The sequence below is a fragment of the Paenibacillus sp. FSL P4-0184 genome, assembly GCF_038004625.1.
Taxonomy (GTDB): domain Bacteria; phylum Bacillota; class Bacilli; order Paenibacillales; family Paenibacillaceae; genus Paenibacillus_AQ.
On sequence record NZ_JBBORN010000002.1, the window covers coordinates 949333 to 975918 of the forward strand.

Genomic DNA, 26586 nt, shown 5'->3' on the forward strand with positions numbered 1-26586 from the left:
TTACTGAAATAAATTTAAAGGAGATTTACGAGTGAACAACATCAAAGTGCTTCATTATGATGCGTTTTCTCCCTATCCGAACAAAGGGAATCCTGCGGGAGTAGTGTTAGAAGCTGATCATTTAAGCGAAAGTGACATGCAATCGATAGCTCATAAGGTCGGTTTTAATGAAACAGTTTTTGTAGTCTCATCAGAAATAGCTGATTTAAGGCTTAAGTATTTTACGCCAGGCCATGAGATCAATCTTTGCGGACATGCTACAATGGCATCTTTATTTGCTTTAAAAACAAAGGGTATCCTTGGAGAGGCTAGCTCGGTAAAGATCGAAACAAACGTGGGCGTGCTACCCATCCAATTCAGTATGGACAACAATAATCACTTACTAATAAAAATGAAGCAAGATCAACCGGAGTTTATTGAATTTAACGGCGATAGAGCGAAGCTTGCACACGCCATAGGTTTAACCCATGATGAGATAGAAGAGGATCTGCCTATTGTTTATGGCTGTACTGGCGCATGGACTCTATTAGTCCCAATTAAGAGTATCGATAGCTTTAATAAAATGAAACCGATAAACTCGTTGTTTCCGGAGATTTTAACGCAGCTTCCAAAAGCATCTGTACACCCATTTTCACTCCAAACTTTTGATCCACACTCATTAATGCACGCTAGACATTTCTCATCGCCTTTTTCAGGAACCGTTGAAGATTCAGTAACAGGTACAGCATCGGGAGTCATGGGGGCTTATTATTTAAAATATATTGATCCGCATTTGGACTTGATACAATTTGATGTGGAACAGGGATTGGAAATGGGTAGGAACGGTAAGGTGAACGTAGAAGTATTTCGAAATGAATCCGGTGAAATGGATGTGTTTATTTCTGGAACTGCGGTGTTTGTGGGGGAGGTAGATTTATGGAGATGATAAAATATACTCAGCTTGGAGTGTATGGAGTCTTAGTGAAGAACGATAAAGTATTATTAATTAAGAAAGCAAGAGGCCCTCATACGGGGAAGTGGGACTTTCCAGGGGGTTTTATTGAGTTTGGAGAGGAGCCGTATGAGGCTCTTAAGAGAGAGTTTTGGGAAGAGACCGGAATTACAAGTTTAAAAGGATTGCTTCATGATTCCATTTCCTATACATTAATTTATCCATACAGTGATACCCAGTTAGAAGAATTACATCATATAGGGATCATATATAATGTTTCATTGTTAGATGTGAACTTTGAGCTTAAGACCGATGGGGACGGACAAGACTCTGATGGGGCACAGTGGATAGAAATCAAACAACTAAACAACCTTGCTTTAACCCCTTTTGTGAAGAAAATAATGCTGGGTCATTATTAGAACTTTAATGATCTATGTAATGGAGGCAGCTTCATGATTGAAATTGATTGTTTGGGTGAAATCTGCCCAGTACCAGTAATGATGTTAAAAAAACATCAAAAAGCCATTCAGAAGGGTGAAAAGGTAATGCTAGTTACTGATCATAGCTGCGCGAAAGTTTCTATCACGGATTACTGTCGTGGTTCAAATCTAAAATGTTCCATTCAAGAAGTGATTAATGGAGTATGGGAAATTACGATTGAGGTTTAAGCTCAACACAAAGTATCTATTAAAGTCTTTTCAATATATCGAACTAATTGTTTCGTATCGTTATCACAGCGCTGATTTTGTTTCTTTATCATGTAGACATCGTTATTGACCTGGAACTGATCAATAGGAATGATCTTGAGTTGTTTACTATATAACTCTTTTTTTATGGACATATAAGGGAGAAAGGCGAGACCATGCCCTCTAATGGCAGCAAGCTTTACCGCCTCAAGAGAGTCTAGATTAAAGAGTATATTTAATTTAAGCTCGCCCACTGATACGGCGTTCAATGCCCTTTGCACACAATGAAGCTGTGAGGACCAGATTAAAGGATAATTGGGGAGCTCATTCAATGTGATTTTATCAGGGCAAACGGTCGTATGGCTTGCCACCAACATAACTTGATCTGAAAATACCATATGTGAGCTTAATTCGGATTTTGGAGAGGGACCGGAAATAAACCCGATATCACCTTCTTCAAGAAGTAAACGTTCTTCTACTAAGGACGATGCCCCTTCATTTAAAGTGATATGGCAATTGGGAAAATGTTTTTTTACCTCATACAAGGTACAAGGGAGAGCATAATTACAGACCTCCGGAATTGCATAAATAGACAGCTCTTGTTGTGTTGGCTGTAAATGATTGATTTCTGTGATCATATCATCATACAATTTACAGATTTGCTCCACGTACTTCTCCGCAATAATCCCTGCTTCGGTTAGGCTAGCGCCTTTATTACTTCTCACAAAAAGTTCAGAACCCAGGGTATTCTCCCATGATTTCAACTGCTGACTAAGTGCGGATTGGGTGATATGAGATTTCTGAGCGGCTTTAGATATACTTTTTAACGAAGCGATATCTAAAAATAATTTAAGCGTTTCCATATTCATACTTATTCCTCCTGTTGCCCGCTGTTAGTGCACACTATAGCATACTTGATTACGCTCCATCTGTGCCATTAGTAACACTTATACAGCATAAAGAAAGCAGATAACCACAGCTTAAATAAGTATGTTACTATTTTCACATAGTCAATTACATAAAAACGATGGAGGTGTTAGACTATGGGGCAAACCGTAAGTCCCGAAACGAGATCAACCCGAACCAGAGCTCCTAGAAAACCTAAAAAGAGTCAGTTGCCCATCGCGTTGCTGGTCACTGCTCTCATTATTGGGTTTGGTTTTTTCCTAGACCATTCCCACGATAAAATGGTTGTCTACCTGCTTTTCGGTATTTCGTTTGGCGTTATTTTGCAAAGATCACGTTTCTGCTTTACTGCATCACTTAGAGATCCCTGTATTACAGGCAGCACATCAGTTACAAGAGCGGTTCTTATTGCATTTTCTCTCGCTACGATCGGATTTACAGCCATTAAGTATCCAGCGTTCCTGGAAGGTAAACCGATTCCTGGGATGGACAATGTGGGTCAAATCAGCTTAGCTTTGATCATTGGTGCTGTATTATTCGGAATTGGCATGGTTATCGCGGGTGGATGCGCTTCGGGTACATTGATGCGTGTAGGTGAAGGATTCACGATGCAGATGCTTTCACTTGTGTTTTTTGTCATTGGTTCACTTTGGGGATCACATGATATGGGTTGGTGGAGAGCTAACGTTATAAAGGATGCACCAACTGTATTTTTACCAGACGTCTTTGGTTGGCTTGGAGCACTGGTTGTTCAGTTCCTGATTATTCTTCTGTTATACATTGCAGCTGTTAAATGGCAAGAGAAAAAGATGGGAAGCGCAGATTAGTTTAGATTATTACGTGAATATTTTCACTATTGTTATTCCAAAAAAATATAAAGGTGGTTTTTAAAATGGCTGAATTTACACTTGATTGCATGGGAGAAGCTTGTCCGGTTCCGTTAATGAGAACAGAAAAGAAAATGACTGAACTCAATGTAGGTGATGTACTAGTAGTAGCTATTGATCATAGCTGCGCAATGAAGAACGTTCCAGAATGGGCGAGAAAACAGGGACATAATGTGGAAATCGAAGAGGTTGATGATGGAGAATGGGAAGTTGTTATTGAGAAGGTAAAATAACATCGGTTACTAGGAAAGGACGGTGAAGGAAACGGTGAACGAATTCTGGTTGAAGATATCGTCTAACCGCTTTTACAAGCAATTGCTCAAAGAACCGTTTACTTATGTAACTGGAGCTGTACTTCTCGCTGTGTTTGCTACAGCACATCTGGCAGTTTTCTCAAAAGGATGGGGAGTAACCAGCGCCTTTGCAGACTGGGGAGCTTGGGCGTATCGATTGGTAGGAGGAAATGTAGATAACTGGGCTTATTTTAGTACGGAGAAAGCTCAAAAAACATTATCTTCCGGATTTTTAAATGATGGTGGGTCCATTCGAAATCTAGGGATTATATTAGGTGCTTTAGCAGCGACTTTGTTTGCTTCCGAATTCAAGCTGAAGAAAATTAAGTCCAAAAAGCAGGTTGTAGCAGCGGTAATTGGTGGGTTGCTCATGGGGTACGGAGCTAGACTGGCTAATGGATGTAATATTGGTGCATTGTTTACAGCTATAGCTTCCTTATCGCTTTCAGGATGGATATTTGGATTGTTCCTGCTGGTTGGCGCATTTATAGGCAGTAAATTATTAGCCAAATTCTTTATGTAAAAGTGAAATAGGCTGAGCTTGTAGCGCTGACGAGAGTCAGCCTATTTTATTAAGGCACAGACTCACAGGAGGGACAAAAGGAATGGAAAAGAAGACAGAACAGTATGATGTCGTCATTATCGGTGGCGGGGCTGCTGGTTTAACAGCGGGAATCTATTGTGGACGTGCAAAATTAAAGACTCTTCTCTTGGAAAAATCACTGGTAGGTGGTCTTGCCACTTATACTAATGAAATAGAAAATTATCCTGGTTTTCCTGAAGGAACGACCGGTACAGACCTTATGGGATTATTTCATAAACAAGCTAAGAAATTTGGTGTGGATTTTAAAATGACAGATGTAAAATCTGTTTCGGTAGCGGAAGATATTAAGGTAGTGGAGACCTTTCGGGTTCGTTATGAGTGCAAGGTCATTATTATAGCCAGTGGGGGAAAACCAAGAATTACCGGGGCAGCTAATGAAGATATGTTCTTATATGATAAAGGAATTTCTTTCTGTGCAACCTGTGACGCTGCAGCAAATACGGGAAAGACGGTTATGGTTGTTGGCAGTGGTGATGCAGCTATTGAAGAAGGAATGTTTCTGACCAAGTTTGCAGATAAAGTAATCGTTTCTGTTATGCATGATCATGGGAAAATGGATTGTAATGAAATTGCCAAAACGCAGGCACTAGAAAACCCTAAAATGGAATTCATGTGGAATACGGTGGTAAGTTCTTTCGAAGGTGAGGAACGTTTGAATTCCGTCGTCCTGAAAAATTTAAAATCTAATGAACTGCAAAACGTAAAGGTTGATTCATGTTTCTTATTTATTGGATATACCCCGAACACAGAAATTTTATCAGGTGTAGTTGAGTTGAATCGAAATGGATATGTCCTAGTCAATGAAAAAATGGAAACAAATATACCTGGTGTGTTCGCAGCAGGCGATGTATGTGATAAGTTCCTTAAGCAAGTGGCTACAGCTGTCGGTGATGGTGCCATTGCAGGGTATGGTGCAGAGAAGTATATCTCTGAATGTGAGGTTTATGAGCATCAAATTCTAAATCAAGGAAAACCATCCGTTGTTTATTTATGGAATGCAACTGATCCTTCTTGCCGGGAGCTATTACCACTCTTTGAGGCGTTTGAACAATCCCATACTGAGATCAGGGTCACAAAGGTAGATGTATATAAGTCACCCGGACTTGCTGCCAAGCTGGGAATAGATTCAGTACCTTCCATAGTTTATCTAGATGATGGAAAGATCCAAAGAGTAATTACAGACAAGATAAGCGATAACATATTGAATGCTCTAACGAATTGATGGAAAAGCCCTATGCAGATATCTCTGCATAGGGCTTTTTTTAATTATGCTTTTATTAAATTGGACGAGCTATTTCAAGAAAGTGTCAAAGTATCAATAATAGTTGTTTTGTCATATACCTTTGAAAGCGCTTAGATATTAAGATTAATTCATAAGATAGCAAATCAACGGAGGGAGAGTAGAGGAGAACCAAGGCTGCAAAAAGAGAGAAAGCCATGAAAGATGCTTTATTTATAAGAATCTAGGTTTAGGAGGACTTACATATGGCGAACGCAAGCGTCGCACCAGACAAGACATCAAGACCGAATCTCGGCAAGCATCGGACCAGCGGGATAAGACGCTTTTTTAAGCAAATAGATCTGCAGCTTATGGTATTGCCAGCACTTGTTTTAGTTTTTATTTTTGCCTATATCCCCATGTATGGTATTCTGATCGCTTTTCAAGATTACAAGTTAGGTAATAGCTTTATTAGCAGTGATTGGGTTGGATTAAAGCACTTTATTTACTTCTTTAATGCTCCTGAATTTGAAGTGGTTATGAAAAATACAATCATAATCAGCTTGCTGAAATTTTGTTTTGGATTTCCTGCACCGATTATTTTGGCGTTAATGCTGAACGAAGTTCGTAAGATGTTCTTTAAACGGGTTATTCAGACCGTTACATACTTGCCTCACTTCTTATCTTGGGTGGTTATCGGCTCGATGGTTACCTCGATGCTCTCCGTAGATAATGGCAGTATAAATATGCTGCTTGAGAAATTGAGATTTATTGATGAACCGATTAACTTCCTTTCTATGACCGAATATTTCTGGGGCATTTTAGTCACAACCAATGTGTGGAAGGAAATTGGATTTGCTTCGATCGTTTACTTAGCTGCCATTGCTGGTATTGATCCGCACTTATACGAAGCTGCTTCGATGGATGGTGCGAGTCGCTTTAAACAGATATATTTGATTACGTTGCCTTCCATTATGCCAGTTGTGATCATCTTTATGATTCTGGCGATCGGTAATCTGGTGAATGCAGGATTTGAAGATATTTTGATCCTTGCTTCCAATCCGGCTCTACGAGAGGTATCAGATTCAGTTGATGTATATGTTGTACGTGTCGGTATAGATAACTTCAGGTACTCCTATGCGACTGCTATCGGATTGTTCAAGGCCGTTATCAGTGTGACATTACTTACCTTTGCAAATTTCATTGCCAGAAGAGCGGGAAACAGCTTGTGGTAATGAATTACTTAATATAGGGGGACTGAATTATGAAACGTACTAACATAGGAGACCGATTGTTTATTGGATTCATATATGTATTCTTGACCTTACTGGCATTCTCCGCGTTTTATCCATTTTGGAATTCACTTGTGATTTCTTTTAATGAGGGGATGGATACTTCCAAAGGCGGAATTACTTTCTGGGTCCGTGAGTTCACGCTTGAGAATTATAAGATCGTATTTGAAGATTCTCGTTTAATGGGTGGATTCGTCATTGCAACATTGCGGACGGTAATTGGTACAGTAACAGCGATATTGGCCACTTCGATATTTGCTTATGGGATGTCGAAGCGCGAACTAATGGGTCGCAAATACTACATGATTATGTGTATCATTACAATGTATTTCGGTGGGGGACTCATTCCGTCATACATGCTTATCAGAAGTTTAGGCCTCTTCAACTCATTTTGGGTGTTTATTATTCCTGCACTTGTCAGCGTATGGAATATGATCATATTCCGGACCTTCTTCCAAGGTCTTCCGCAAGGTTTAGAAGAGTCAGCAAAGATTGATGGCTGCGGATACTGGGGGACTTTTCTTCGAATCGTACTTCCCTTGTCAGGGCCTGTCATCGCAACATTATCATTGTTCACAGCAGTCAATCACTGGAATGAGTGGTTCGTAGCGAGTATTTACATTACGAAAGAGGAGTTAATGCCGATTCAGACCATCTTGAGACAGATATTGTTCTCTAATATTGCTTCAGAACAGCTGTCTAATGTAGATGCAAGTTCCATTGCTCATATTAACTCAGCCAAGAAAATAACGTCGAAGTCATTAACGATGGCTACGATCATGGTTGCAACCATTCCGATTGTATGTGTATACCCATTCCTACAAAGATTCTTCGTTAAAGGTGTCTTGGTCGGATCATTGAAAGAGTAGGATGATAGAATGAGATGGGGTTTAGAGCGTATTGCTTTGAACATAGATTACAAATTGAAAGGGGAAAATACATTGAAGACTAAGAGAAAGATGCTTCTCGGAACGTTGTCTACCTTGCTATTGTCGACTGTGGTGGCGGGTTGTAGTGGCAACAATTCAAGCGCTCCAGCTGCAACTGCTGAACCAGTGAAAGAAGGAGGAACAGCGGTTAACACAGCAACTGAAGCTCCAGCAGCTGATTTGTATGAGTTAGGGAAAGAACCGCTTGAAGTATCATTCTACGGAAACTACGGCTGGTATCAAATGCCGAAATGGGGCAAAGATGCTGCTTCTAAATGGATTTTAGATAATTTGAAAATTAATGTCACTGGCATTAGCTCCGGTGGTAATAATGCTCAGAAGCTGCAAACGATGATCGTCGGTAATGAGCTGCCGGATATTGTTTGGACTGAGAAAGGTGCTGACGTAGAGCGTCTTCGTCAAGCAGATATGCTAGTTCCTTTGGATGAATACATTGATAAATATCCAAACTTTAAAAAGTACTTAACAGCTGGACATTTGGAATTGCTTCGTTCTCCTGATGGGAAAATCTATCAGCTGCCGAATTATTATACAACACAGCCAAACGGTAATGCTGGTTATGCGATCAATAAGAAAATTTACAAAGAACTCGGTTCTCCTAAGCTAGAGACTACGGATGATTTGTATGCTTACTTAAATGCTGTTAAAGCGAAGTTCCCAGATGTTATTCCGTTTGAGACTGGCTTAGCGAAAGATGGTAACGGTATTGACCAGTTGTTCTCCTCTTTTAAAGAGAATAACCTTTCGTTTACTAGAATATATGCTGTACCTGATGGCGATAAAATGGCTTCCATTTACAAAGATGAAGGGTTCCGTGAGTCCGTTGTCTTTGGTGCTAAATTAATGCGTGAGAAGCTTATGACACAGGATGCGAATACCCAAACAGAAGACCAGATTAGAGAGAAAGCGATGAATGGCAAGTTCGCTGTGATTGCGACATTCGATCCGATGAAGTTGCTCGCTACTGCTGATGAAGAGATGAAGAAGAAAAATCCGGAAGATGGTTATATGTTTATTAAACCAATCTACAAACCGGGCTTGGATCAAAGTAAAATCACACCGGGAACGTACAATCAGTTAGGATGGAACGTTGCTACAATCACTAAAAACGCTAAAAATCCAGAAGCTGTATTCGCAATGCTTGATTGGATGACAGGTGCAGAAGGTTCTATGGTTCTGAACTGGGGCCCTCCAGGACCAGACGCTTACTGGGATGGATTTGAAGCAGATGGACTTACTCCTAAATTTAATAAAGATAAATATCTAAATGAGCCAGAAGCATTGTCTGAAATCAGCGGTAAGGCTGGTGACTTGGTTTGGGTAGGAAACACGGTTTTCTTGGATAATACGAAGAAAATGATGTTGCAAACCCTTCCAGCTGATAAGATTGACTTTAGTAACCGTTGGCAGATGGAAGTAACGTGGGCTTCACAAGGCGACTTTACGGAGTTCCTAAACTGGGATCCGGCTCCAGACAGTGAAGAAGGTATTATCAGACAAAGCGTTAGAGATATCTGGCTAACTGCTAGAGCGAAATCAATGTATGCGAAGACCGATGCAGAAGCATTAGCCATTCTTGACAAAGCACATGATGATTCCATGAAGGTTGGTTATGAGAAATTCCTTGATTATGTTACAAAAGTATGGACAGAAAACAAGAAAGCTTTAGGAAAATAATAATTAGTAATACGAAGGTTTGCTACTAGGCAAGCCTTCGTTTTTACGTTGTATTCTGATGATTCATTGTTTATAGGCTGGTAGACAAATTTATGAATGGTATACTGGGAAAGAGTAATGGTAGAATTTACAGGGACAGATTTATGCATTTCAAAGGGGGACTTGTTGATGTACAACGTATTATTAGTAGACGATGAGATGCTGGATCTAGAAGGTATGAGACAATTTATTCCTTGGAATGAGCTTGGTATGGAAGTTGTGGAGGCAGCAAATAACGCGTTTACCGCGTGCGATATTTTAGATCAGCATGTTATTGATATTATCGTAAGCGATGTGAATATGCCGAATATGTCGGGCCTTGAGCTGGCTCGAATTGCCATAGAGAAAAAAAAGGATATACGCGTGATATTTGTAAGCGGTTACCAAGATTTTAGCTATGTTAAGCAAGCACTGTCACTAAAGGCTTATAGCTACGTCCTTAAGCCAATGGATGATAGTGAACTCATTGCTGCACTTCAGAAAGTAAGGCAGGATTTAGACGATGAACGTAAACGCCGTGATGTTGAAGAAGCCTATCAGCATATGATTCCAATGGCCAAAAATGATTTGTTGATACGCTTATTCGAAGGGGAATGGGAAGGGGAAGAGGGTAGCCAGGCCGGAATGTTGTCGCTTGTGAAGTCATACGGTCTGGATAAGCTGAATTGGCCTGTTCGTGTAGCTGTCTTGGAGCTTGACTACTTCAACTGGCTTCAAGGACAGGATAATCTCTCTAAACATCAAATGGCCAAGGACTTCCTTTGTGAAGTGAATAGAATAGGTCAGAAGCACGGAATGCCACATTGCTACAAGGTATCGTCCTATCGGATTGCATTATTGATTAACGAGCAGGAAATGGAAAAGTTCACTGAGGATATTTACGCCTCGATTCGTGCGAAGTTTCCAGTCACAATGACTGTAGGTGTAGGCAAACCAACATTTTCTATGGAACAGATTCATATCTCCTATCGACAAGCTATGGAAGCTGTGGACGGAAAAATGTTTATTGGCAAAGGCAATCTTATAATGTATGAGACCGTTAGCAGTGAACCAGGGATGATCGATGCTCGTATGTTAGATACCCGTATGGATACGTTGTTTAAAGCGGTGAAAGAGTATGAGTTAGTACTTATTTATGATGAGATCGACAAGTTATTCCGCTCTGTAAGTAGTTTAAGATCCAAATTCACTATTCATAATCTGGCTATGTATATCATTTGGAAGCTGGATCAGCAGTTAAAGGATGTTAGTGAGGATTTATTTGAAATTTTAGGTATGGAAATACATAGTTTAGATGTTTTACATCAATTCGATACGATCAGTGATATTCGCTCGTGGCTCGTGCTCAAAACGTTTGAGATCTCCGAGTACTTGCGTAGTAAATCAGATTCAGTGAACCATAAATTGATTAGAGAAATCATCCAAACGATGCAGGACAGAATGAGCGATAACTTTACGCTTAAAGATATTGCGCAGCAGTTCTCTTTCTCCCCTAACTATTTGGGTTATCTATTCAAAGAGGAAACAGGGAAAACGTTCAGTGAAGTACTTACACAGCTTCGAATGGATCAAGCAGGCAAGCTTTTAAAAGATCCGACCTGCAAAATCTATGAAATCGCCAGCAAGGTAGGCTATCGGTATCTCCCTTATTTCAGCAGACAGTTCAAAGAGGCTTATGGTATGACACCTATGGAGTATCGTAAGCGCGACAAGTGATGGGGGATGATGTTCTATGAAAATACGAAGAAGACATAAGTATGTGCCGATTGGGTATAAGTTAATGCTGACGTATATGTTTTTTATTATTATCCCTATATCCTTGATAGGGTTCGTCTCTCATTCCATGTATAATGATTCATTACGCGAACATATCAATACGAATATTAAAGGAACGTTATTGCAGATTCGTGACAATATTGATTATAAAATGGACGAAGTTACTCGAATATCAACGCAATTATACAGTGATTTTGATTTTTATCGGAATCTTCGGAGTTATGAGGAAGGCTGGGAAAATTACGATCGGATGTCTAAGAAGGTGCTGCCGAAGCTTGACGTAGCTATTCAATCTACAGGTGTGAAGATAGGGATGTCGCTATTTTTAAAGAATGAATCGATCCCTGAGATCTATTCGAATTCACTTGAGGGCTATTTGGATAATAGTAGCTTTTATCATCTCTACCACATGAAACGGATTGAAGGTAAATCCTGGTATTATGATTTTCCAACTGAAAAATACGCTGAAACTATGAAATGGTGGCAGATCGAGAGCGATGTAGAGAATAATCGCATCTCGTTGCTCCGTAGACTAATTGATACATACGAGCCTCTTGAGCCTAAAGAGATAGGATTCCTGCGGATTAATGTAAGGATTCCAGATCTATTTGACAGTGTCAATTATACGAAGATAGGAAAAGGAAGTAATTTAATTATAAAGAACGAATTTGGAAGAACGATGTATCAATCGGGTGAACTACCGGAGAACTATACTAATGAAGCCGAGCTAAATAAGGATTACCTGACGATTAAAGAAACGATTATGGTTGCTAACCAAGCATGGCAATTAATCGCGCTTGTTCCAATTGCAATCCTTGAAAAAGATGCAATGAAGGTACGTTTGTTTATTATCTTAATGTGTCTCATATGCTGTGTGGTTTTTAGCTTTGTAGGCATATTTATATCCCGTTATTTTTCGATTCGGATTAATAAGTTCGTATATGTGCTTAATGCCTATCGGGAAGGTGATCTTCACAAGCGTATAAAATATCGGGGGAAGGATGAATTCTCTCAGATAGCAACCGCGCTGAATGATATGGGTGAAAATATTGATATGTTGATTAAAGAGGTATATCTTACTCAGCTCCAGAAGAAGGAAGCGGAGCTTGAGATCCTACAATCGCAAATCAACCCACATTTCCTGTACAATACTTTGTCGTCTATTATTCAGTTAGCCAAGTTTGGTCAAAATGAGAAGCTGCAGAAGATGGTACTGGAATTAGCGAAGTTTTATCGTTTAACGCTTAATGAAGGCCGTACGATGATTCCGGTTCCAACTGAAATTGAGCAAGCAAACGCCTATTTAGAAATCCAGAAAATTAAATATGGTGATCGCTTGGAGGTTATGTTTGATTTTGATACAGAGATCTGGCCTTATGAAACCATTAAACTGATTCTACAACCCTTTATCGAGAACGTGCTGAAGCATGCTTGGTGCGGTGATCACATTCATTTACGGATTGTAGGACGTAAGGAAGGCGATAATATTCTCTTCCGTATCATTGACGATGGTATAGGCATCAGACAAGAGCGTATTGATCAAATTTTTGACTCGAAGGGACATACAAATACAGGTTATGGCGTCCGTAATGTGGATCAACGGATTAAACTGCAATATGGACCCGAGTATGGCGTAAGTATTTATAGTCGTGTGGGAATTGGAACATCGGTTCAGATCCTGATTCCTGCCAAAAAAAGAAAGTAAGCGGTATTGCAGTGATGATATAGAAAAGGGGTCATTAAGCTAGTTATCGCTAGCTTAATGACCCCTTTGATTATTCAAGTGAAAGTTAGAAACCTTTGTATTGCGGTTCTTCTGACTCTAATTCGGTTACCCGATTTTCAACCTGTGTAACGATTTGTTGTGTTTGCTCAGCTGCATTTGTGAATAAAGTTTTTGCACTTTCGTTTTGTGTTTCAAGTGCAAATTGCTCCAAGCTCGCTTGAGCGCCTTTTAAAGAAGATAAACATGTTTTAACTTGTGAGGCTACTGTCATTAGGTTTCTCTCCTCTGTTTTAAGTTTCTAGCATGACGTTTCCTATTGTCCTCAACCGTTACTTTAGTTATTCAGGAAAAAAATACAAGCTTAACACGTTAACCGATTTCCATAAATAAGTAGTCTAATTCAGGATTGAATGGACCTTTTTTGACAAATAATGAGTGTTACTAAACAAGTGTTGATTTAAAAAAGGAGGAAAATTGTGATGCCGGAGTGGTTGGAGGTTGTAGTACGAACACTCTTTGCTGTGGTTGTGCTTTTCTTTTTAACTAAATTACTGGGGAAGAGACAAGTATCGCAGCTTTCGTTCTTCGAGTATATTACGGGGATAACCGTCGGCAGCTTAGCCGCCTATATTTCTTTGGATACGGATAAGTATTGGCATTTAGGACTCATTGCACTGATTGTATGGGTCGCCTGTTCTTTAGGAATTGAATGGCTTCAGATGAAGAGTAAAAAAGCAAGAGACTTCATTGACTTTAAGTCCACCGTTCTTATAAAGGACGGGAAAATACTCGAAGATCATATGAAAAAGGAACGTTTAACAACAGATGAATTATTGGAAGAGTTACGTAAAAAGGATGTATTCAATATATCTGAAGTGGAATTTGCGATTATGGAGTCTGATGGAGCGATTAATATTCTGCTTAAGAAGGAGTATCTCCCTCTATCGGCAAAAGACCTGGGTGTGAAGGTTGCCCCACAGAAAGAGTCACAAGCCGTCATTATGGATGGGAAAGTATTAGATAAACCGTTAGATACCTTAAATCTGACTCGTAGCTGGCTTGATGGCGCGCTAGAGAAAATGGGGCTAACCGTCGAGAATGTATTTCTCGCTCAAGTTGATTCTTACGGTGAGCTGACGGTCGATTTGTATGCCGACAACTTTAAAGTTCCACAGCCACAAGATAAACCACAATTATATGCTTTACTCAAAAAATGTGAAGCGGATCTGGAAATGTTCAGTTTGTCGACAGAAAATGAAAAAGCTAAAAAAATGTACGAACAATGCTCAGAGCAATTGCAAGCATCTTTGAAAGTGCTAAAGCCTTTAATCCAAAGTTGATGGGCTTACAAACTTCATACCCAAAAGCAAGAAAGAACCGGTTTTTCGCATCGGTTCTTTTTTTCATATACAGTCAAATGGAGTATGAAGTATAAACCTCGTAAACAATTGGCAAACTAAGTCAGATTCGCAAGTCACAACCCAGGAGGTATAAAGCCTATGTCAGAAATTATAGAAATCATTAAAGATCAACTGAAGGAATGCAGTGATGCGGTGTATCAGTCCATTTCTGTTCATGGGCATACCTGTCTTTTGATCTATATACCTTCCATCATCGATTCTAAGACACTTCATGAAAGTATTGCTTTGCCACTAAAAACAGAAGCAGAAGCAAAGCTGGAATGGCCGAATTTTTTAGAACGGTTAGATCAAGGTGTTGTTTTTCCTATCCATTACCTCAAGGCATTTGACTTACAGAAGATTGTAGATATGATCGTTGCTGGAAAAGTAGTACTTTGTATTGAGGATCTTCCTTATGTTTATTATTTTGAAATTACCCAATATCAAAAAAGATCAGTGACCGAATCACAAAACGAACTTGTAGTGATTGGTCCCCAAGAAGCATTCATTGAAGACATAGAAACGAATCTCTCTTTGATTCGACATAAAATTAAACATCCGGATCTAAAAACCATTCATTATTCAATTGGTAAATATACAAAAACTGATGTGTATGTGGTTTATATTGAAGGACTTTATAAAAAAGAAGTTCTTGCTGAGATTAAACAGAAACTAGATCAAATAGATATTGATGGGATACTAGGCATTAGTTATATATCAGAATATTTAAGGAATGGTAACCTCACGCCATTTCCGGTATTTCAATATACAGAACGCCCTGATTCGGTGGCAGCTTCTTTAATGGAAGGCCGAATCGGAATCATACAAGATGGAACACCTACTGCAATGCTCGCTCCGACATCTTTTTTTACCATGCTGCAATCCTCTGAGGATTATTACCAAAGCTTTTATGCAGCAAGCTGGATTCGTATTGTTAGATTTCTGTTCTCAATCATATCCATGATTCTTCCATCGCTTTATGTAGCGATTACAACTTTTCATCCTCAAATCATTCCACCGAATCTGTTAATTACGATTGCTTCAGCAAGGGAGAACATTCCTTTCTCAGCTCTTACTGAGGCTTTAATTATGGAGCTTACCTTTGAAGCACTTAGAGAAGCAGGGACTAGAATTCCAAAGCCTGTAGGACAGACGGTTTCAATTATTGGGGGGATCGTTATTGGTCAAGCTGCGGTCCAAGCAGGAATTGTATCCGCTCCAATGGTTATTGTTGTTTCTATTACCGGAATTGCCACCTATATCATTCCTCATTATGAGCTAGGTCTGACTTTCCGACTACTTCGTTTCCCGTTACTGGTTATGGGTGGAACAATGGGGCTGCTCGGGGTATACATTACAGCTTTTTTGATTTACGGACATTTAGCTAACTTAAGACCGTTAGGTGCTCCATATTTGCAACCTGTTGCCCCATTTGTATTACAGGACTGGAAAGATACATTCGCTCGCTTTCCCTCGAACTTTATGAAGAAGCGCAGCAATCTTTATACAGATAGGAATAAAAGGAGACTGAAAGAAAAATGAGAATCCTGAAGATAGGAGTTATTATAATCTTGTTCCTAAATATAACAGGTTGTTGGTCGACGAAGGTAGAACTGGATGAACTAACATTTGTATACGGAATGTTTATTGATGAAGGCAAAGAACCAGGTACTGTTGAAATAACGATTAACTCACCTTTGCCCAATCGTCTTAACGCAGCCGGACAACCTTCACTTGGCGGTGGAGGTGACGGAACTACTTATTCTACCGTTTCTAAGACCGCAGAAACGATTGCAGATGCTATGCTGTTAATTCAAAAAGACTTAACACGTCAACTTAGTCTTGCTCAATTAAAGGTAATTGTCTTAGGGAAAACCTATGCTGAACAAGGAATCAGCGAACTACTATTATGGATTGAAAGAGAGCCAAGTCTTCCTTTGGGCGCTCATGTTATGGCTAGTCCCGGAAATGCAAAAGAGATGAATACTTTAACACCTATTTACGAGCAAATACCCTCGGATGTACTAAGGAACTTTGGATCTGAGAGATACTTGTTTTCAACTACGATTAAGGATTGCATGTTTGCTGAGGCATCCGGTGTTGGATTTGCTATCAACAATCTTTCATTTGGAAAAAAAGAAGAAACATCGAAAGATGGAAAACCAGAATTCTGGGCAGGAATCCAAGGGGCAATGCTGTTTCAAAAAGATAAGATGAAAGGAGTTCTTAAGCTTAAAGAGGGAAGGGCATTAGCTTGGGCGGTAGGCAGTCTTAAGCTGGCCGTTTACTCCGTCGATTGGGATGAGGGGAAAAGTGCCGCAAGTGTTGTATTTGTAAGCACAAAATCATCAAAAAAGTTAAATAAAACGGATAAGGGTCCTGTGTTTACAGTGAATTTAAAGGGGAAAGCAAGTGTGATTTATTTAAGGGATCCTAAGAATAGGGATACAGAGGAACTCGGTCAAATTATCATTGCGAAGCTTAAAGAGAAAGTCTCTGATAATCTTAACGAAGCTATTCGTAATACCCAAAAAGCAGGTGCCGATGTTCTGCAACTCGGATTGTTACTGGAATGGAACGATCCAAAGCAATGGAAGCAGCTTAGAGAGCGGTGGGAAAATTATTATGCTCTAGAAGCTGATATTAAAGTGAAGACAGATTTTAGCATTGTGGATTTTGGAACAGCAAAATAAGACGTTTAGAGGGAGAAGTTATGCAAACATCGAAATGGCAGCTGTTCCGTTTTTTCATTATTTTCTTCAGCTCCCAAGCCACTATTTTTTTGATTCCGACTCTAATTGCTACTTCATCCTATCAAGGCTGGATAGGTTTAATAGTGGGATCTTTATTAGGGTTAATATTATTGTGGTTTACTTTTCACGTCGGTATGCTGCGACCTAATCAAGCGTGGGTAAGCTTTGGAAAAGATATCATAGGTAAATGGCCGCACAAGTTCATGCTTCTTTTGCTGTTATGTTGGTGTATTTATTATGCATCCTTTGATATTGAGAACTTTGTGTTATTCTTTGGTTCTAATTATTTGAGAGGAACTCCACCTCTGTTTATTCAATGTGTAATTGGGTTAGTGATTATGTATACGGCAAGTTTAGGCTTTACAACGATAGCGTATATGGCGGATGGACTTTTTCTTATTTTTTTTATAACGATGATCATTTTATTTTATTTATTTCTCCCGAATGCGGACTTCAATATGCTACCCGCCTTCATTCATTATCATGATCCCGGGATTGCCCTAAAGGACTCTATTGTAGTCATGTCATGGTTTGGAGAATGGATTGTCCTCTTGTTTGTTGTGCCCGATCTGAAGCTTGAAGCGAAGATGTTGAAAAGATTAGTACTTACGGCGATATTTGTCTTAGTCACTGTCTTAATTGGTTGGTCGCTGACGATGATGAGTTTTGGTCCACATTTGGGTCGGGAACTGCAATATCCTTTCCTTGAATTGGTGCGCAGCGCCAAACAAGATAATCTGCTAGGCAATTCGGATCCGCTATTAATTGGAATATGGTCGTCTTCTATGTTCATACACAGCTCATTCCTTATCTATGTAGCCTCGAGATGTGTATCCGGCTTGTTTAATACAAAAGCTAGAAAAATGTACATTCCCTTCTTAACAATAACTTCAATAACGATAGCTTTTTTATATTCACGACACATAGGCAGTTATTATAAACACTATAATAGTTTTGCTATTGTTGTCATTTGGCTAATCGTTGAAAGTATCCCGATCTATTATGCCATCACGGCTTTCTTTCGCTATCGGAATAAAACTGCGAAGTAAATAAATTAGGAGTGGAAATCTAGGTTCTGTCTTTTTAATGGGCAGAACCTTTTCTTGTGAATTATATATTGGATACACTTTCTGTTATGATTAAAGGACTAATTACATTAATTTCCCAGATTGGATGGTGTATTTTACATGAATCTTCAAGAAGTCACTGAACTTATCAAATCTATTAGATCCAATCTAGCTAAAGTCATTGTTGGAAAAGAGGATGGAGTAGACCTGCTACTAACCGCATTACTTGCGAATGGCCATGTTCTGCTGGAAGATGTTCCGGGTACAGGTAAAACTTTGTTAGCCAAAGTCCTTGCAAAATCTTTAGATTGTACATTTAAGCGTATTCAATTTACTCCAGACTTGCTGCCTTCTGATTTAAGCGGGATTAATTTTTATAATCAAAAGACAGGTGAATTTCAGTTTAGACCAGGTCCAGTATTTGCGAATATTTTGTTGGCTGATGAAATTAACCGTGCAACACCAAGAACACAATCCAGTCTGCTGGAATGTATGGAGGAGCGGCAAATCACGATCGATGGTGTGACTCATGGCTTAGAAGCACCTTTTCTCGTAATTGCTACTCAGAATCCGATTGATAACCAAGGCACTTTTCCGTTGCCCGAAGCTCAATTAGATAGATTTCTGATGCGGATTACTACGGGTTATCCTTCATTTGACGAAGGGATTCATATTTTGCAGCGTTTCCGTGAGAATAATCCTCTTGAAGAGACTTTTGCTGTGGCTGCCGCTCAAGATATTCAAACTGCGCAGCGTTTGGCCGCTTCCGTGAGTATTAGTGATGATTTGCTAGCGTATATCGTTCGGATTACGGAAGCTACTCGCAAATCTACGGCAGTAAAACTAGGGGCGAGTCCACGTGCAAGTGGAGCATTGCTTAGATCATCTCAAGGATATGCTCTAATCCAAGGTAGATCTTACGTTACACCAGATGATATTAAAGCCGTAGCTGTTCCGGTGCTTGCACATCGTCTGCTTCTTCATCGTGGATTGGGTTCTAAAGAGGGACAGGCCGCGGAAATTGTGTTACAAGTGCTTCGTGAGGTAGAGGTGCCGACTGAACTCATTGCGTCCTTAAGAGGCGGAAAGGTGGAATGAGCTATGGCTTTGCCTTGGTTCATTTTTATTACAGTAGCTCTCCTGTTCCTTCTTGCCGTTATCTATGAACGGAATGGTCTGAAAGCGCTTAGTTATACTCGGTATTTTTCAACGAAGGTTGCTTATGAAGGGGATCAACTTGAGATGATCGAGGAGATCGTTAACGCGAAACTTCTGCCATTACCATGGCTTCGACTGGAATCTAGTATTGCAAGAGGCTTGGAATTTGGAAGTCAAGATAATCTTGGCATTAGCACGGGTGAGATCTACCAGAATCATATCAGCTTGTTCTTTCTTAAATCTTACCGTCATATTAAACGGCGTCATCAAGTAACTTGCGAACGGCGTGGGATATACCGTTTGGAGTCAGTCACTATGACCACTGGAGATCCCTTTGGATTGATCCGGAAAAATAAAACGTATCCTCTCCAATTAGAGTTATTAGTCTATCCTAATTTGCTGAATCTAGACGATCTTCCGCTACCGATACATAGCTGGCTGGGTGAACTTCCAGTGAAAAGATGGATCGTAGAAGATCCTTTCTTGACTGCAGGTATTCGCGAGTATAGCTCAGGAGATTCTATGGGACTTATAAACTGGAAGGCTACAGCGCGCACAGGGACTATGCAGGTACATAAGAAAGACTACACTGCGGATTCCAGGCTCGTCATTTGTCTGAATATAGAGGACAGTGATTCTATGTGGAGAGCGGTAACGGATGTGGAACGTATCGAGCAAGGGATAAGATATGCAGCCACTATCGCCGAATACGCCATGCGCCATGGAATTGAGACGGGATTTATCTGTAACGGCAGATTGGATAACGGGGGCGAAAGAGATCCTGTTGAAGCAGAGCCTATGGCTGAGCTGGAAGACTTGCTAGAGCTGTTAGCTAAGCTGGAGCTAGACAGAACGCTTCCTATGAGTCGATTGCTAGCTCTTCAAGGCGAGAGTGGAATAAGTGATACAGACTTTCTGATCATTAGCTGTCATAGAGGAGCAGAATTACAAGAGGCTGCTGACCTCCTATTGGTGTTGGGCAATGGTATAGAATGGCTGGATATTCCGGAACAGGGAGGAGAGAGCGCATGAAACTTCCGTTATCTGGTTACGTATGGAATACGGTCAAACTCTGGATATACTCTATCCTAGAACTATTATTAGTTTTACCTGTATGGATTCTGTTTCAGGTTTATGTACTGCCCAAGCAAGTTGAACCTATGTGGCTGACCGCCATACCATTAATATTATTAGTAGGTATTCTGCTTCGAAAACAGTGTAGTGTTAGATGGAAGCAACTGCTTGCTTCTCTAATCCTTGGGACGGTGGTTGGGGCTTTGTCAGCAGGAAGTCTGTCTATCGAGAGTCTGCCTTTAGGTGTCGCAGGTTTTATATGCGCTTTTCTCGGAATGACTGCTGACTCTCGGGATCAGTCCAGTAAGAAGTATTGGATAGGTATTGTAATCTATTTTGTTGCGACCATTGTCTTTGGGAGAATTCCTGATTTGGAGGAAAGTGTTACACTACTGACCTGGTGCGGTAGTTTGTGTCTATTACTCACACTATTTATTTCTAATAGTAGCTATTTACAATATAGTACGCTTTCACAAGAGGGTAAAGCTTTGCCAAAAGGATTACAAAGGAATAACCGTATTTATGTCATTGGTATAGGACTTGTTGCGGCCGTGTTAGCAGCAGGGGTCGGAAAAGCTATTGGGACACTGCTATGGAATATGGTTCGTTCGTTCTTCGGATGGATTAGTAATTTATTCTCTGGGTCAAGTGAGCCGCTACCTCCGCCAGTAGAACAGCCTCAAGCGAGTCCGGAACTACCTTTTGTTGGAGATGAAAAGCCTGGTCTACTAGCTGCTATATTAGATGTTGCTTTATATGTTGCTGGAGCTGTGTTATTGGGCGTTGCAGCTTATTATGGACTTCGGTGGTTGTATAGAAATGCTGGTGGGAAATTAAAGAGAGCCATGGATGCCTTGCTATCCATCCTTCGCAGGGAACATACTCCAAAGGACAATACAACTTATCTTGATGAGGAAAAAAGTGTATTTACATGGGAACAAACGCTTCAAGGTCTAAAGGATTTCTGGAGTACTCGCCTTACGCCAAGACATCGAAAAGACCGCTGGGAGCAGATGAATAGTGAAACGGAGCGTGTTCGTTGGTTATATCGGCGTTGGCTTCATTTGAAGCACGATCATGGTTATGAAGTTAAGAGTTATCTTACGCCGAAGGAAACAGAAGACGATATTATAAAATGGACTGCTCTTAACAAGCTTAAACATAAGGGCGAAGAACATACGGTTCATACGTCGAATTCATTGATTGAATTATATGAAAAAGTTAGATATGGAGAAGAAAAACCTTCTGCTAATGATGTGGCTGCATTGAAAGATAAATTGAAATTATAGAATAGAATATTCTTCAAATTCATGCAAATAGGAACAAATAGGTTACAAACGCTTCAAAAGTGTTACAACATGGATACAATTGGTTTTGTACTTACCACTATAATAATTCTAGCAAAATACTCGTGGAGGGAAGTAAATGAGAAAGCATAGCAGTACATATGTTGTTTTACTATTAAGTACCTTTGTCATCAGTCAACTGACTGGCCATACCGCTTCAGCGGCACCAGCTAATGCTGTTCGTACCAATCCAGCTGTAGCTGCGGCAACAGTAACACCCCCTAGTAATCTGGGTTCCATTTCATTAGGAGCAAATATTAAAGCTACATTAGAAGATGTCAATATTTGGTCACAACCTGGTGGAAATATTTTAACCTATACCCTGAATTATTCGAATGGGAGCAGTAAAAACGCGAACCTAATGTATTATTTTTCGAGAGTGACGACGCCAGGGGGTTCGGTTATTCCGGGTAACCCACTGAGCGCTGACGCGACTAAGAAGAAGATTGGTGCTAAAGAAAGCTTGCGGGTTACATATTACGTCAACATAGGCAAGACCAATTCGTTAAAAGGGATTAAGATTCCCATGTATGTATGGGATTCCAAAACCAAAGGTTATTTAAAGCATGCAGGAAGCTTTACTGTACCAGCTAATTATTCCCCAACTGCTGTAAATGGAAAAAATGTTAGCACCACAATGAATGACATTCCTGTCATCGCTAAAAGTGAGTCCTTGGAGCTCTATAAATATAATGGGAAAGTTTATGCCAAGGTGGGTATAAGCCTGACCAATAAGGGCAGTAAGGTACTCAGTGATCCGGGTTATGCGGCTTATTTACTCTCTGCAGGTGGCAGTTCGTATGAATTAGCACTTGATCGTTCTCAGATTAGTTACAAGATTCAGCCGCAGGAGAAGAAGACTATCTATTATCTTGCCGAGATTCCTCCTTATATGAAGACGGATAATATGAAGCTGCAATTTACGCAAAAAGATGAAGCACTGAAGCTTGAGATCGCTAAATCCTCGTACAAGCTACCGGCAGCTACAACCCCTAATTTGGTGGTAGGTAAAGGTGTGACCAAGAAAATCACCATTAATAATAATCCGATAGAAACTCAGTTAAACAACGCAAACGTATACGCTGAGAATAATAAAGGGATTTGGACCTTCCAGCTTCGAGTGAAAAATGTAGGGAAGACGGCCGTTACGTTGCCAACGTATGAGCTTGCCGTCAAATCTTCAACAGGGACAACCTTTCCGATCAATGCGAAGGGATTGAGCGGCTTAACCATAAAACCTTTGGAAGAAAAAATCATTCCACTTACCGCACAAATTCCGCTTGAGATTGAGCAGAGTTCGCTGCAATTGCAAATGATAGAGGCTGTTTCAGCTCCAGCTAATACAGAAACGGGCAGTTCAGGTGAGGGAACAGGATCTGAAGGGAATAATGTCAGTACGGGTAATACAGCCAAGCTGACAGTACCGATTGCCTACTACACAATTTCCTACACACTTCGGCCAGAGGTTCAAAAGGGCGTGGAGTATAGTGCATCCAATGAATATGGTTCTTTCACTTATAACTTGCTGTCTTTGCAGCGCTTTCCTTGGAAAGATGATGACATCGTTGTTGCTAGAATAAATATTAAGAATTCGCAATCGGTGGCTTTAACACTTCCAGAATTAAAAGGATCTGTGCAAGTAGACAATGACGATGTGTCTTCTTCTACAGAACTGTTTATGGACAAGGAAACCTCGACGATTGCGCCTGGGAAAAATGCGGAAATCTATGTATTTTCCAAAATCCCTTACACGCAAGAGTTCGATAAATTAAAAGTGAACCTCTTTACAACGGTAAAAGAAGAGAAGAGCTCGTTCCTGTCGCTTAGCACGAACAGTACGATGAATGCTGTAGCGACTATTGAACGTGGGGGAAGTTATGCAATCACCGGTAAAGGCAAGAACGCTAATGTCCAAGAGAACAAAACAATTATTTATGAAGGTCTCAATTCTAATATCGTATATACAGAGCTACTGCTTAGCAGTGAGGAAAAAAGACAAAGCAAAATGGCTCGCCTTCAGGGTTACTTTAAAACGGCAGATGGCCAGCTATTCGAAGCTACAGTGAATCAGCCAGATACTTCAGCTACACCTGGTGGTAAGCAATTAATAACGTACTGGGCAAAATTGCCTAAATCCGTTATTCCATCAGACGTAAGTATGTATCTAGGTCCAGGAATTACTGGGAATAAGCTGTCTGAACCTGGTCAGGAACCAACGGGATTCATTAACATTGCTTCATTGAGTCTAAATCCAGTTTCTACTCCACCGGAGAATAACTTGACGAAAGTTGCGCTATATCCATACACGATGTCTGTCCTAAGTTCGGAAGGGCGATCACTGAAAGGAAGTAATACTATAGACATCGTTATGAATTACAACCTGCTTCGTGACAGTACCTACGATATGGGAACCTTCACCCATAAACTAGTACTCAAAATGACAGATCCGTATGGCTTATCACAGGAACGAAGCTTGAACATCGGCACCGAACTTCTTGAAGGGAATAACAACTCGTATACTGCGACCTTTACGAATAATATGTACAAGAATTTGGAGGGTGGTTCGTACCGAATCACACTGTATGATGAGTTCCAAGGAGAACGGATCGAGCTGGCCAGCCAGGCATATAGCATAAAGATTGATAGAGCAGTAACTGAGAAGTAGGAATTCATATCTATTAATGTACGAGAAGGAGCAGCTCCAATGTTGCGAGTGGAAAATGTAACGCATTCTTTTAAGAATGGTAATGAAACGACGGCAGTCCTTCATCAAATAGATTTTTCTGTGAAAAAGGGGGAGATGGTTGCATTACTGGGGAGCTCGGGTTCCGGTAAGTCAACCATGCTCAACCTGATGGCAGGTCTGATGAAGCCTACGGAAGGCCACATTTACATTGCTGACCAAGATATTGTGAAGATGAGCGAAAACAAGCTATCTGAATTTCGTAGGAAGCATATCGGGTTTATCTTTCAAGCTTATGAACTGATTACTAGCTTGACTGTCCGTGAAAATGTTGAGTTGCCGCTTGTGTTCCAATCCGTTTCACCATCAATACGTAAGCAAAAAGCTCTGGCCTTGCTGGAAGGGGTCGGCATTCCGGATAAAGCCGACCTGTTCCCTTCACAGTTGTCTGGCGGACAGCAGCAGCGGGTCAGTATTGCACGTTCATTGATCACAGAACCGTCCGTTATTTTCGCAGATGAACCGACCGGAAATCTGGACTCGAAGACAGAAGAGGAAATTATCAATATCCTGCTTAACCTGAACAAGAAGATGAAGACCACCTTCATCGTTGTAACACACGAGCTCAAAGTTGCAGAACAAATGCAACGGATTTTCACGCTTCAGGATGGATATATGATTACTGAGAAACAAACTTCTTCGGATACAGAACTCGAAGGGGGTAAGCTCATTGAGGATTAGTGATATTTCACGTTTGGCTTGGGAGCAAGTCAAACGACGGAAAGTTGTCACAGGTCTTTGTATGGCAGGTATATCGATTGGCTGTGCTGCTATTATTGTTGCTTTAAGTATAGGAGATTCCGCGCAAAGCTATACGGAGCGGGAAATTAACCGGAATTTCAAAATGGATGAAATTACGGTGACTCCGAACAGCGGCATCCCTTCACAAGGGGGCGGAGAAGGAAAAGGAGCCTCTGCCTCTGATGCAAAGCTCGACCCCGGCAGGCTAACGGGCCAGAAGCTGAAAATTGTTCAAGGCCTGCGGCATGTTACCGCAGCAGCACCTTTTCAAGAGCTTGGCTACATACAAATGACTACTATCGATAATAAAATTACGGACGTACAGTTAATCGGAACGGATCTTCGACTATTAACGAAATATGACCATAAATTTAAGCAGGGTGGTCCTTCTGATTCGGTTGGTATGGCAGTACTAAACTATGGAGCAACTGTAGGATTGATTGATGTCGAGACTCGGCAACGTCTTTTTGAACAACTGAGTACTGATCCTTACAATGATAAAATAATGGAACAGTACAACAGTTTAAGCATGCTTCCGTCGGATATGTTCAAACAACAGGTTCAATTACAATCATATGACCCTGCTTCTCAAACTGGACAGTCTCTAATCAGCTCACCCATTCAAATTGTTGGGATATTGGATAGTACTGGGAACCCTGATATGGCGATGTACGACAAGAAGATTTATGTTTCGCTAGAGACTGGTGAGCGTCTGGTTGAACAACTGAAACTAATGAATGGAACTACTGGGCAAAAGGATGTTTACAACTCAGCCATTGTAAAAGTTGACAGTACGGACAATATTGTACAAGTGGAGAAGCTTATCCAGAAACTTACACTAAATACTAGTACGAATTTGTATCAAAAAGAGGCGATGGCTTCTACATTCAGTATGTTCAAGAAAGCAGCGCTTGGTATTGGTATATTTATTCTGATTATTGCCTCGATCTCGATCATCGTTGCGATGACCATGTCCACCCATCAGCGTCGTCGCCAGATCGGTATTATGAAGGTGCTAGGCGCCAATATGGGGCAAATCCGAAATATGTTCATTACAGAGGCGGCATTACTCGGGATGCTTGGTGGGTTGCTCGGTATAGGCTTTTCATACTTGATTGTGTTTGGCATAAATAAGCTGATTGGTTCCACAGGAGGAATGGGGATGGGTGAGCCCTTAGTAATCACTATTCCTCTGATGACCCTTCCAATAGGGATCGCATTTGCGGTAATGACAGGCGTACTATCGGGAATTTATCCAGCGATAAGCGCGTCCAGAACGAATGCGCTCACGGCGATAAAACGGGATTAGCTATTTTTA

General features: G+C 40.5%; 24 protein-coding genes. 22 read left to right on the forward strand and 2 right to left on the reverse strand.

What is annotated here, in order from left to right; translation table 11 throughout:
• Positions 1–31 precede the first annotated feature (31 nt).
• The 3 genes from MKY52_RS26150 to MKY52_RS26160 are packed head-to-tail and all read left to right on the forward strand — an operon-like array spanning position 32 to position 1599.
• On the forward strand, positions 32–925 hold the full coding sequence (locus MKY52_RS26150) for a PhzF family phenazine biosynthesis isomerase (RefSeq protein WP_341054508.1): 894 nt from the start codon (positions 32–34) through the stop codon (positions 923–925).
• Positions 916–1350, forward strand: coding sequence for an NUDIX hydrolase (locus tag MKY52_RS26155; protein WP_341054510.1), 435 nt, complete (start codon positions 916–918; stop codon positions 1348–1350). The genes MKY52_RS26150 and MKY52_RS26155 overlap by 10 nt, the downstream gene beginning before the upstream one ends.
• A gap of 33 nt (positions 1351–1383) precedes the next feature.
• Complete coding sequence (locus MKY52_RS26160) at positions 1384–1599, forward strand: sulfurtransferase TusA family protein (protein ID WP_042187842.1); 216 nt, start codon at positions 1384–1386, stop codon at positions 1597–1599.
• A 2-nt stretch (positions 1600–1601) separates the two neighbouring features.
• Here the strand turns inward: MKY52_RS26160 and MKY52_RS26165 are convergent, their stop codons facing one another.
• The gene (locus MKY52_RS26165; RefSeq protein ID WP_341054512.1) at positions 1602–2486 is read right to left on the reverse strand and encodes a LysR family transcriptional regulator; all 885 of its coding nucleotides are present in this window, start codon (positions 2484–2486) and stop codon (positions 1602–1604) included.
• 174 nt (positions 2487–2660) lie between these two features.
• Here MKY52_RS26165 and MKY52_RS26170 point away from each other — a divergent pair, with 174 nt between their 5' ends.
• From MKY52_RS26170 to MKY52_RS26210, 9 genes are all read left to right on the forward strand, one after another.
• On the forward strand, positions 2661–3350 hold the full coding sequence (locus MKY52_RS26170) for a YeeE/YedE thiosulfate transporter family protein (RefSeq protein WP_042187846.1): 690 nt from the start codon (positions 2661–2663) through the stop codon (positions 3348–3350).
• 65 nt (positions 3351–3415) lie between these two features.
• Complete coding sequence (locus tag MKY52_RS26175) at positions 3416–3643, forward strand: sulfurtransferase TusA family protein (RefSeq protein WP_036678256.1); 228 nt, start codon at positions 3416–3418, stop codon at positions 3641–3643.
• A gap of 34 nt (positions 3644–3677) precedes the next feature.
• On the forward strand, positions 3678–4226 hold the full coding sequence (locus tag MKY52_RS26180; RefSeq protein ID WP_341054514.1) for a YeeE/YedE thiosulfate transporter family protein: 549 nt from the start codon (positions 3678–3680) through the stop codon (positions 4224–4226).
• An 82-nt stretch (positions 4227–4308) separates the two neighbouring features.
• Positions 4309–5529, forward strand: coding sequence for an FAD-dependent oxidoreductase (locus tag MKY52_RS26185; RefSeq protein ID WP_341054516.1), 1221 nt, complete (start codon positions 4309–4311; stop codon positions 5527–5529).
• A gap of 263 nt (positions 5530–5792) precedes the next feature.
• Positions 5793–6761, forward strand: coding sequence for an ABC transporter permease (locus MKY52_RS26190; RefSeq protein WP_042127372.1), 969 nt, complete (start codon positions 5793–5795; stop codon positions 6759–6761).
• A 29-nt stretch (positions 6762–6790) separates the two neighbouring features.
• Positions 6791–7687 (forward strand): carbohydrate ABC transporter permease, encoded by an 897-nt coding sequence (locus MKY52_RS26195; RefSeq protein ID WP_042127373.1) that lies wholly within the window; start codon positions 6791–6793, stop codon positions 7685–7687.
• A 72-nt stretch (positions 7688–7759) separates the two neighbouring features.
• Complete coding sequence (locus tag MKY52_RS26200; protein WP_341054519.1) at positions 7760–9445, forward strand: extracellular solute-binding protein; 1686 nt, start codon at positions 7760–7762, stop codon at positions 9443–9445.
• A gap of 168 nt (positions 9446–9613) precedes the next feature.
• On the forward strand, positions 9614–11200 hold the full coding sequence (locus tag MKY52_RS26205; RefSeq protein WP_341054522.1) for a response regulator transcription factor: 1587 nt from the start codon (positions 9614–9616) through the stop codon (positions 11198–11200).
• A gap of 16 nt (positions 11201–11216) precedes the next feature.
• Entirely contained in the window at positions 11217–12965 is a 1749-nt protein-coding gene (locus tag MKY52_RS26210; protein ID WP_341054524.1) for a sensor histidine kinase, read from the forward strand.
• A gap of 85 nt (positions 12966–13050) precedes the next feature.
• On the opposite strand, the gene MKY52_RS26215 is transcribed toward MKY52_RS26210, so the two are convergent.
• On the reverse strand, positions 13051–13257 hold the full coding sequence (locus MKY52_RS26215; RefSeq protein WP_036678243.1) for a DUF1657 domain-containing protein: 207 nt from the start codon (positions 13255–13257) through the stop codon (positions 13051–13053).
• A gap of 208 nt (positions 13258–13465) precedes the next feature.
• On the opposite strand from MKY52_RS26215, the gene MKY52_RS26220 reads away from it, so the two are divergent.
• The 10 genes from MKY52_RS26220 to MKY52_RS26265 all read left to right on the forward strand — a co-directional run bounded on the left by MKY52_RS26220 (position 13466) and on the right by MKY52_RS26265 (position 26577).
• The gene (locus MKY52_RS26220) at positions 13466–14326 is read left to right on the forward strand and encodes a DUF421 domain-containing protein (protein WP_076298929.1); all 861 of its coding nucleotides are present in this window, start codon (positions 13466–13468) and stop codon (positions 14324–14326) included.
• A gap of 159 nt (positions 14327–14485) precedes the next feature.
• On the forward strand, positions 14486–15928 hold the full coding sequence (locus MKY52_RS26225; RefSeq protein WP_341054526.1) for a spore germination protein: 1443 nt from the start codon (positions 14486–14488) through the stop codon (positions 15926–15928).
• Positions 15925–17079, forward strand: coding sequence for a Ger(x)C family spore germination protein (locus MKY52_RS26230; RefSeq protein WP_341054528.1), 1155 nt, complete (start codon positions 15925–15927; stop codon positions 17077–17079). Before MKY52_RS26225 ends, MKY52_RS26230 begins: the two co-directional genes overlap by 4 nt.
• Positions 17080–17099: 20 nt before the next feature.
• Complete coding sequence (locus MKY52_RS26235) at positions 17100–18188, forward strand: GerAB/ArcD/ProY family transporter (protein ID WP_341054530.1); 1089 nt, start codon at positions 17100–17102, stop codon at positions 18186–18188.
• Between the two features lie 138 nt (positions 18189–18326).
• Positions 18327–19304 (forward strand): AAA family ATPase, encoded by a 978-nt coding sequence (locus MKY52_RS26240; RefSeq protein ID WP_341054532.1) that lies wholly within the window; start codon positions 18327–18329, stop codon positions 19302–19304.
• 3 nt (positions 19305–19307) lie between these two features.
• Positions 19308–20396, forward strand: a complete 1089-nt coding sequence (locus MKY52_RS26245) for a DUF58 domain-containing protein (RefSeq protein ID WP_341054534.1) — start codon at positions 19308–19310, stop codon at positions 20394–20396.
• On the forward strand, positions 20393–21727 hold the full coding sequence (locus tag MKY52_RS26250; protein ID WP_341054535.1) for a hypothetical protein: 1335 nt from the start codon (positions 20393–20395) through the stop codon (positions 21725–21727). Before MKY52_RS26245 ends, MKY52_RS26250 begins: the two co-directional genes overlap by 4 nt.
• 136 nt (positions 21728–21863) lie before the next feature.
• Entirely contained in the window at positions 21864–24449 is a 2586-nt protein-coding gene (locus tag MKY52_RS26255) for a hypothetical protein (RefSeq protein ID WP_341054536.1), read from the forward strand.
• Between the two features lie 39 nt (positions 24450–24488).
• A complete protein-coding gene (locus tag MKY52_RS26260; protein ID WP_042187870.1) occupies positions 24489–25208 on the forward strand; it encodes an ABC transporter ATP-binding protein in 720 nt (239 codons plus the stop codon).
• On the forward strand, positions 25198–26577 hold the full coding sequence (locus tag MKY52_RS26265) for an ABC transporter permease (RefSeq protein WP_341054537.1): 1380 nt from the start codon (positions 25198–25200) through the stop codon (positions 26575–26577). The genes MKY52_RS26260 and MKY52_RS26265 overlap by 11 nt, the downstream gene beginning before the upstream one ends.
• The last annotated feature ends 9 nt before the right edge of the window (positions 26578–26586 follow it).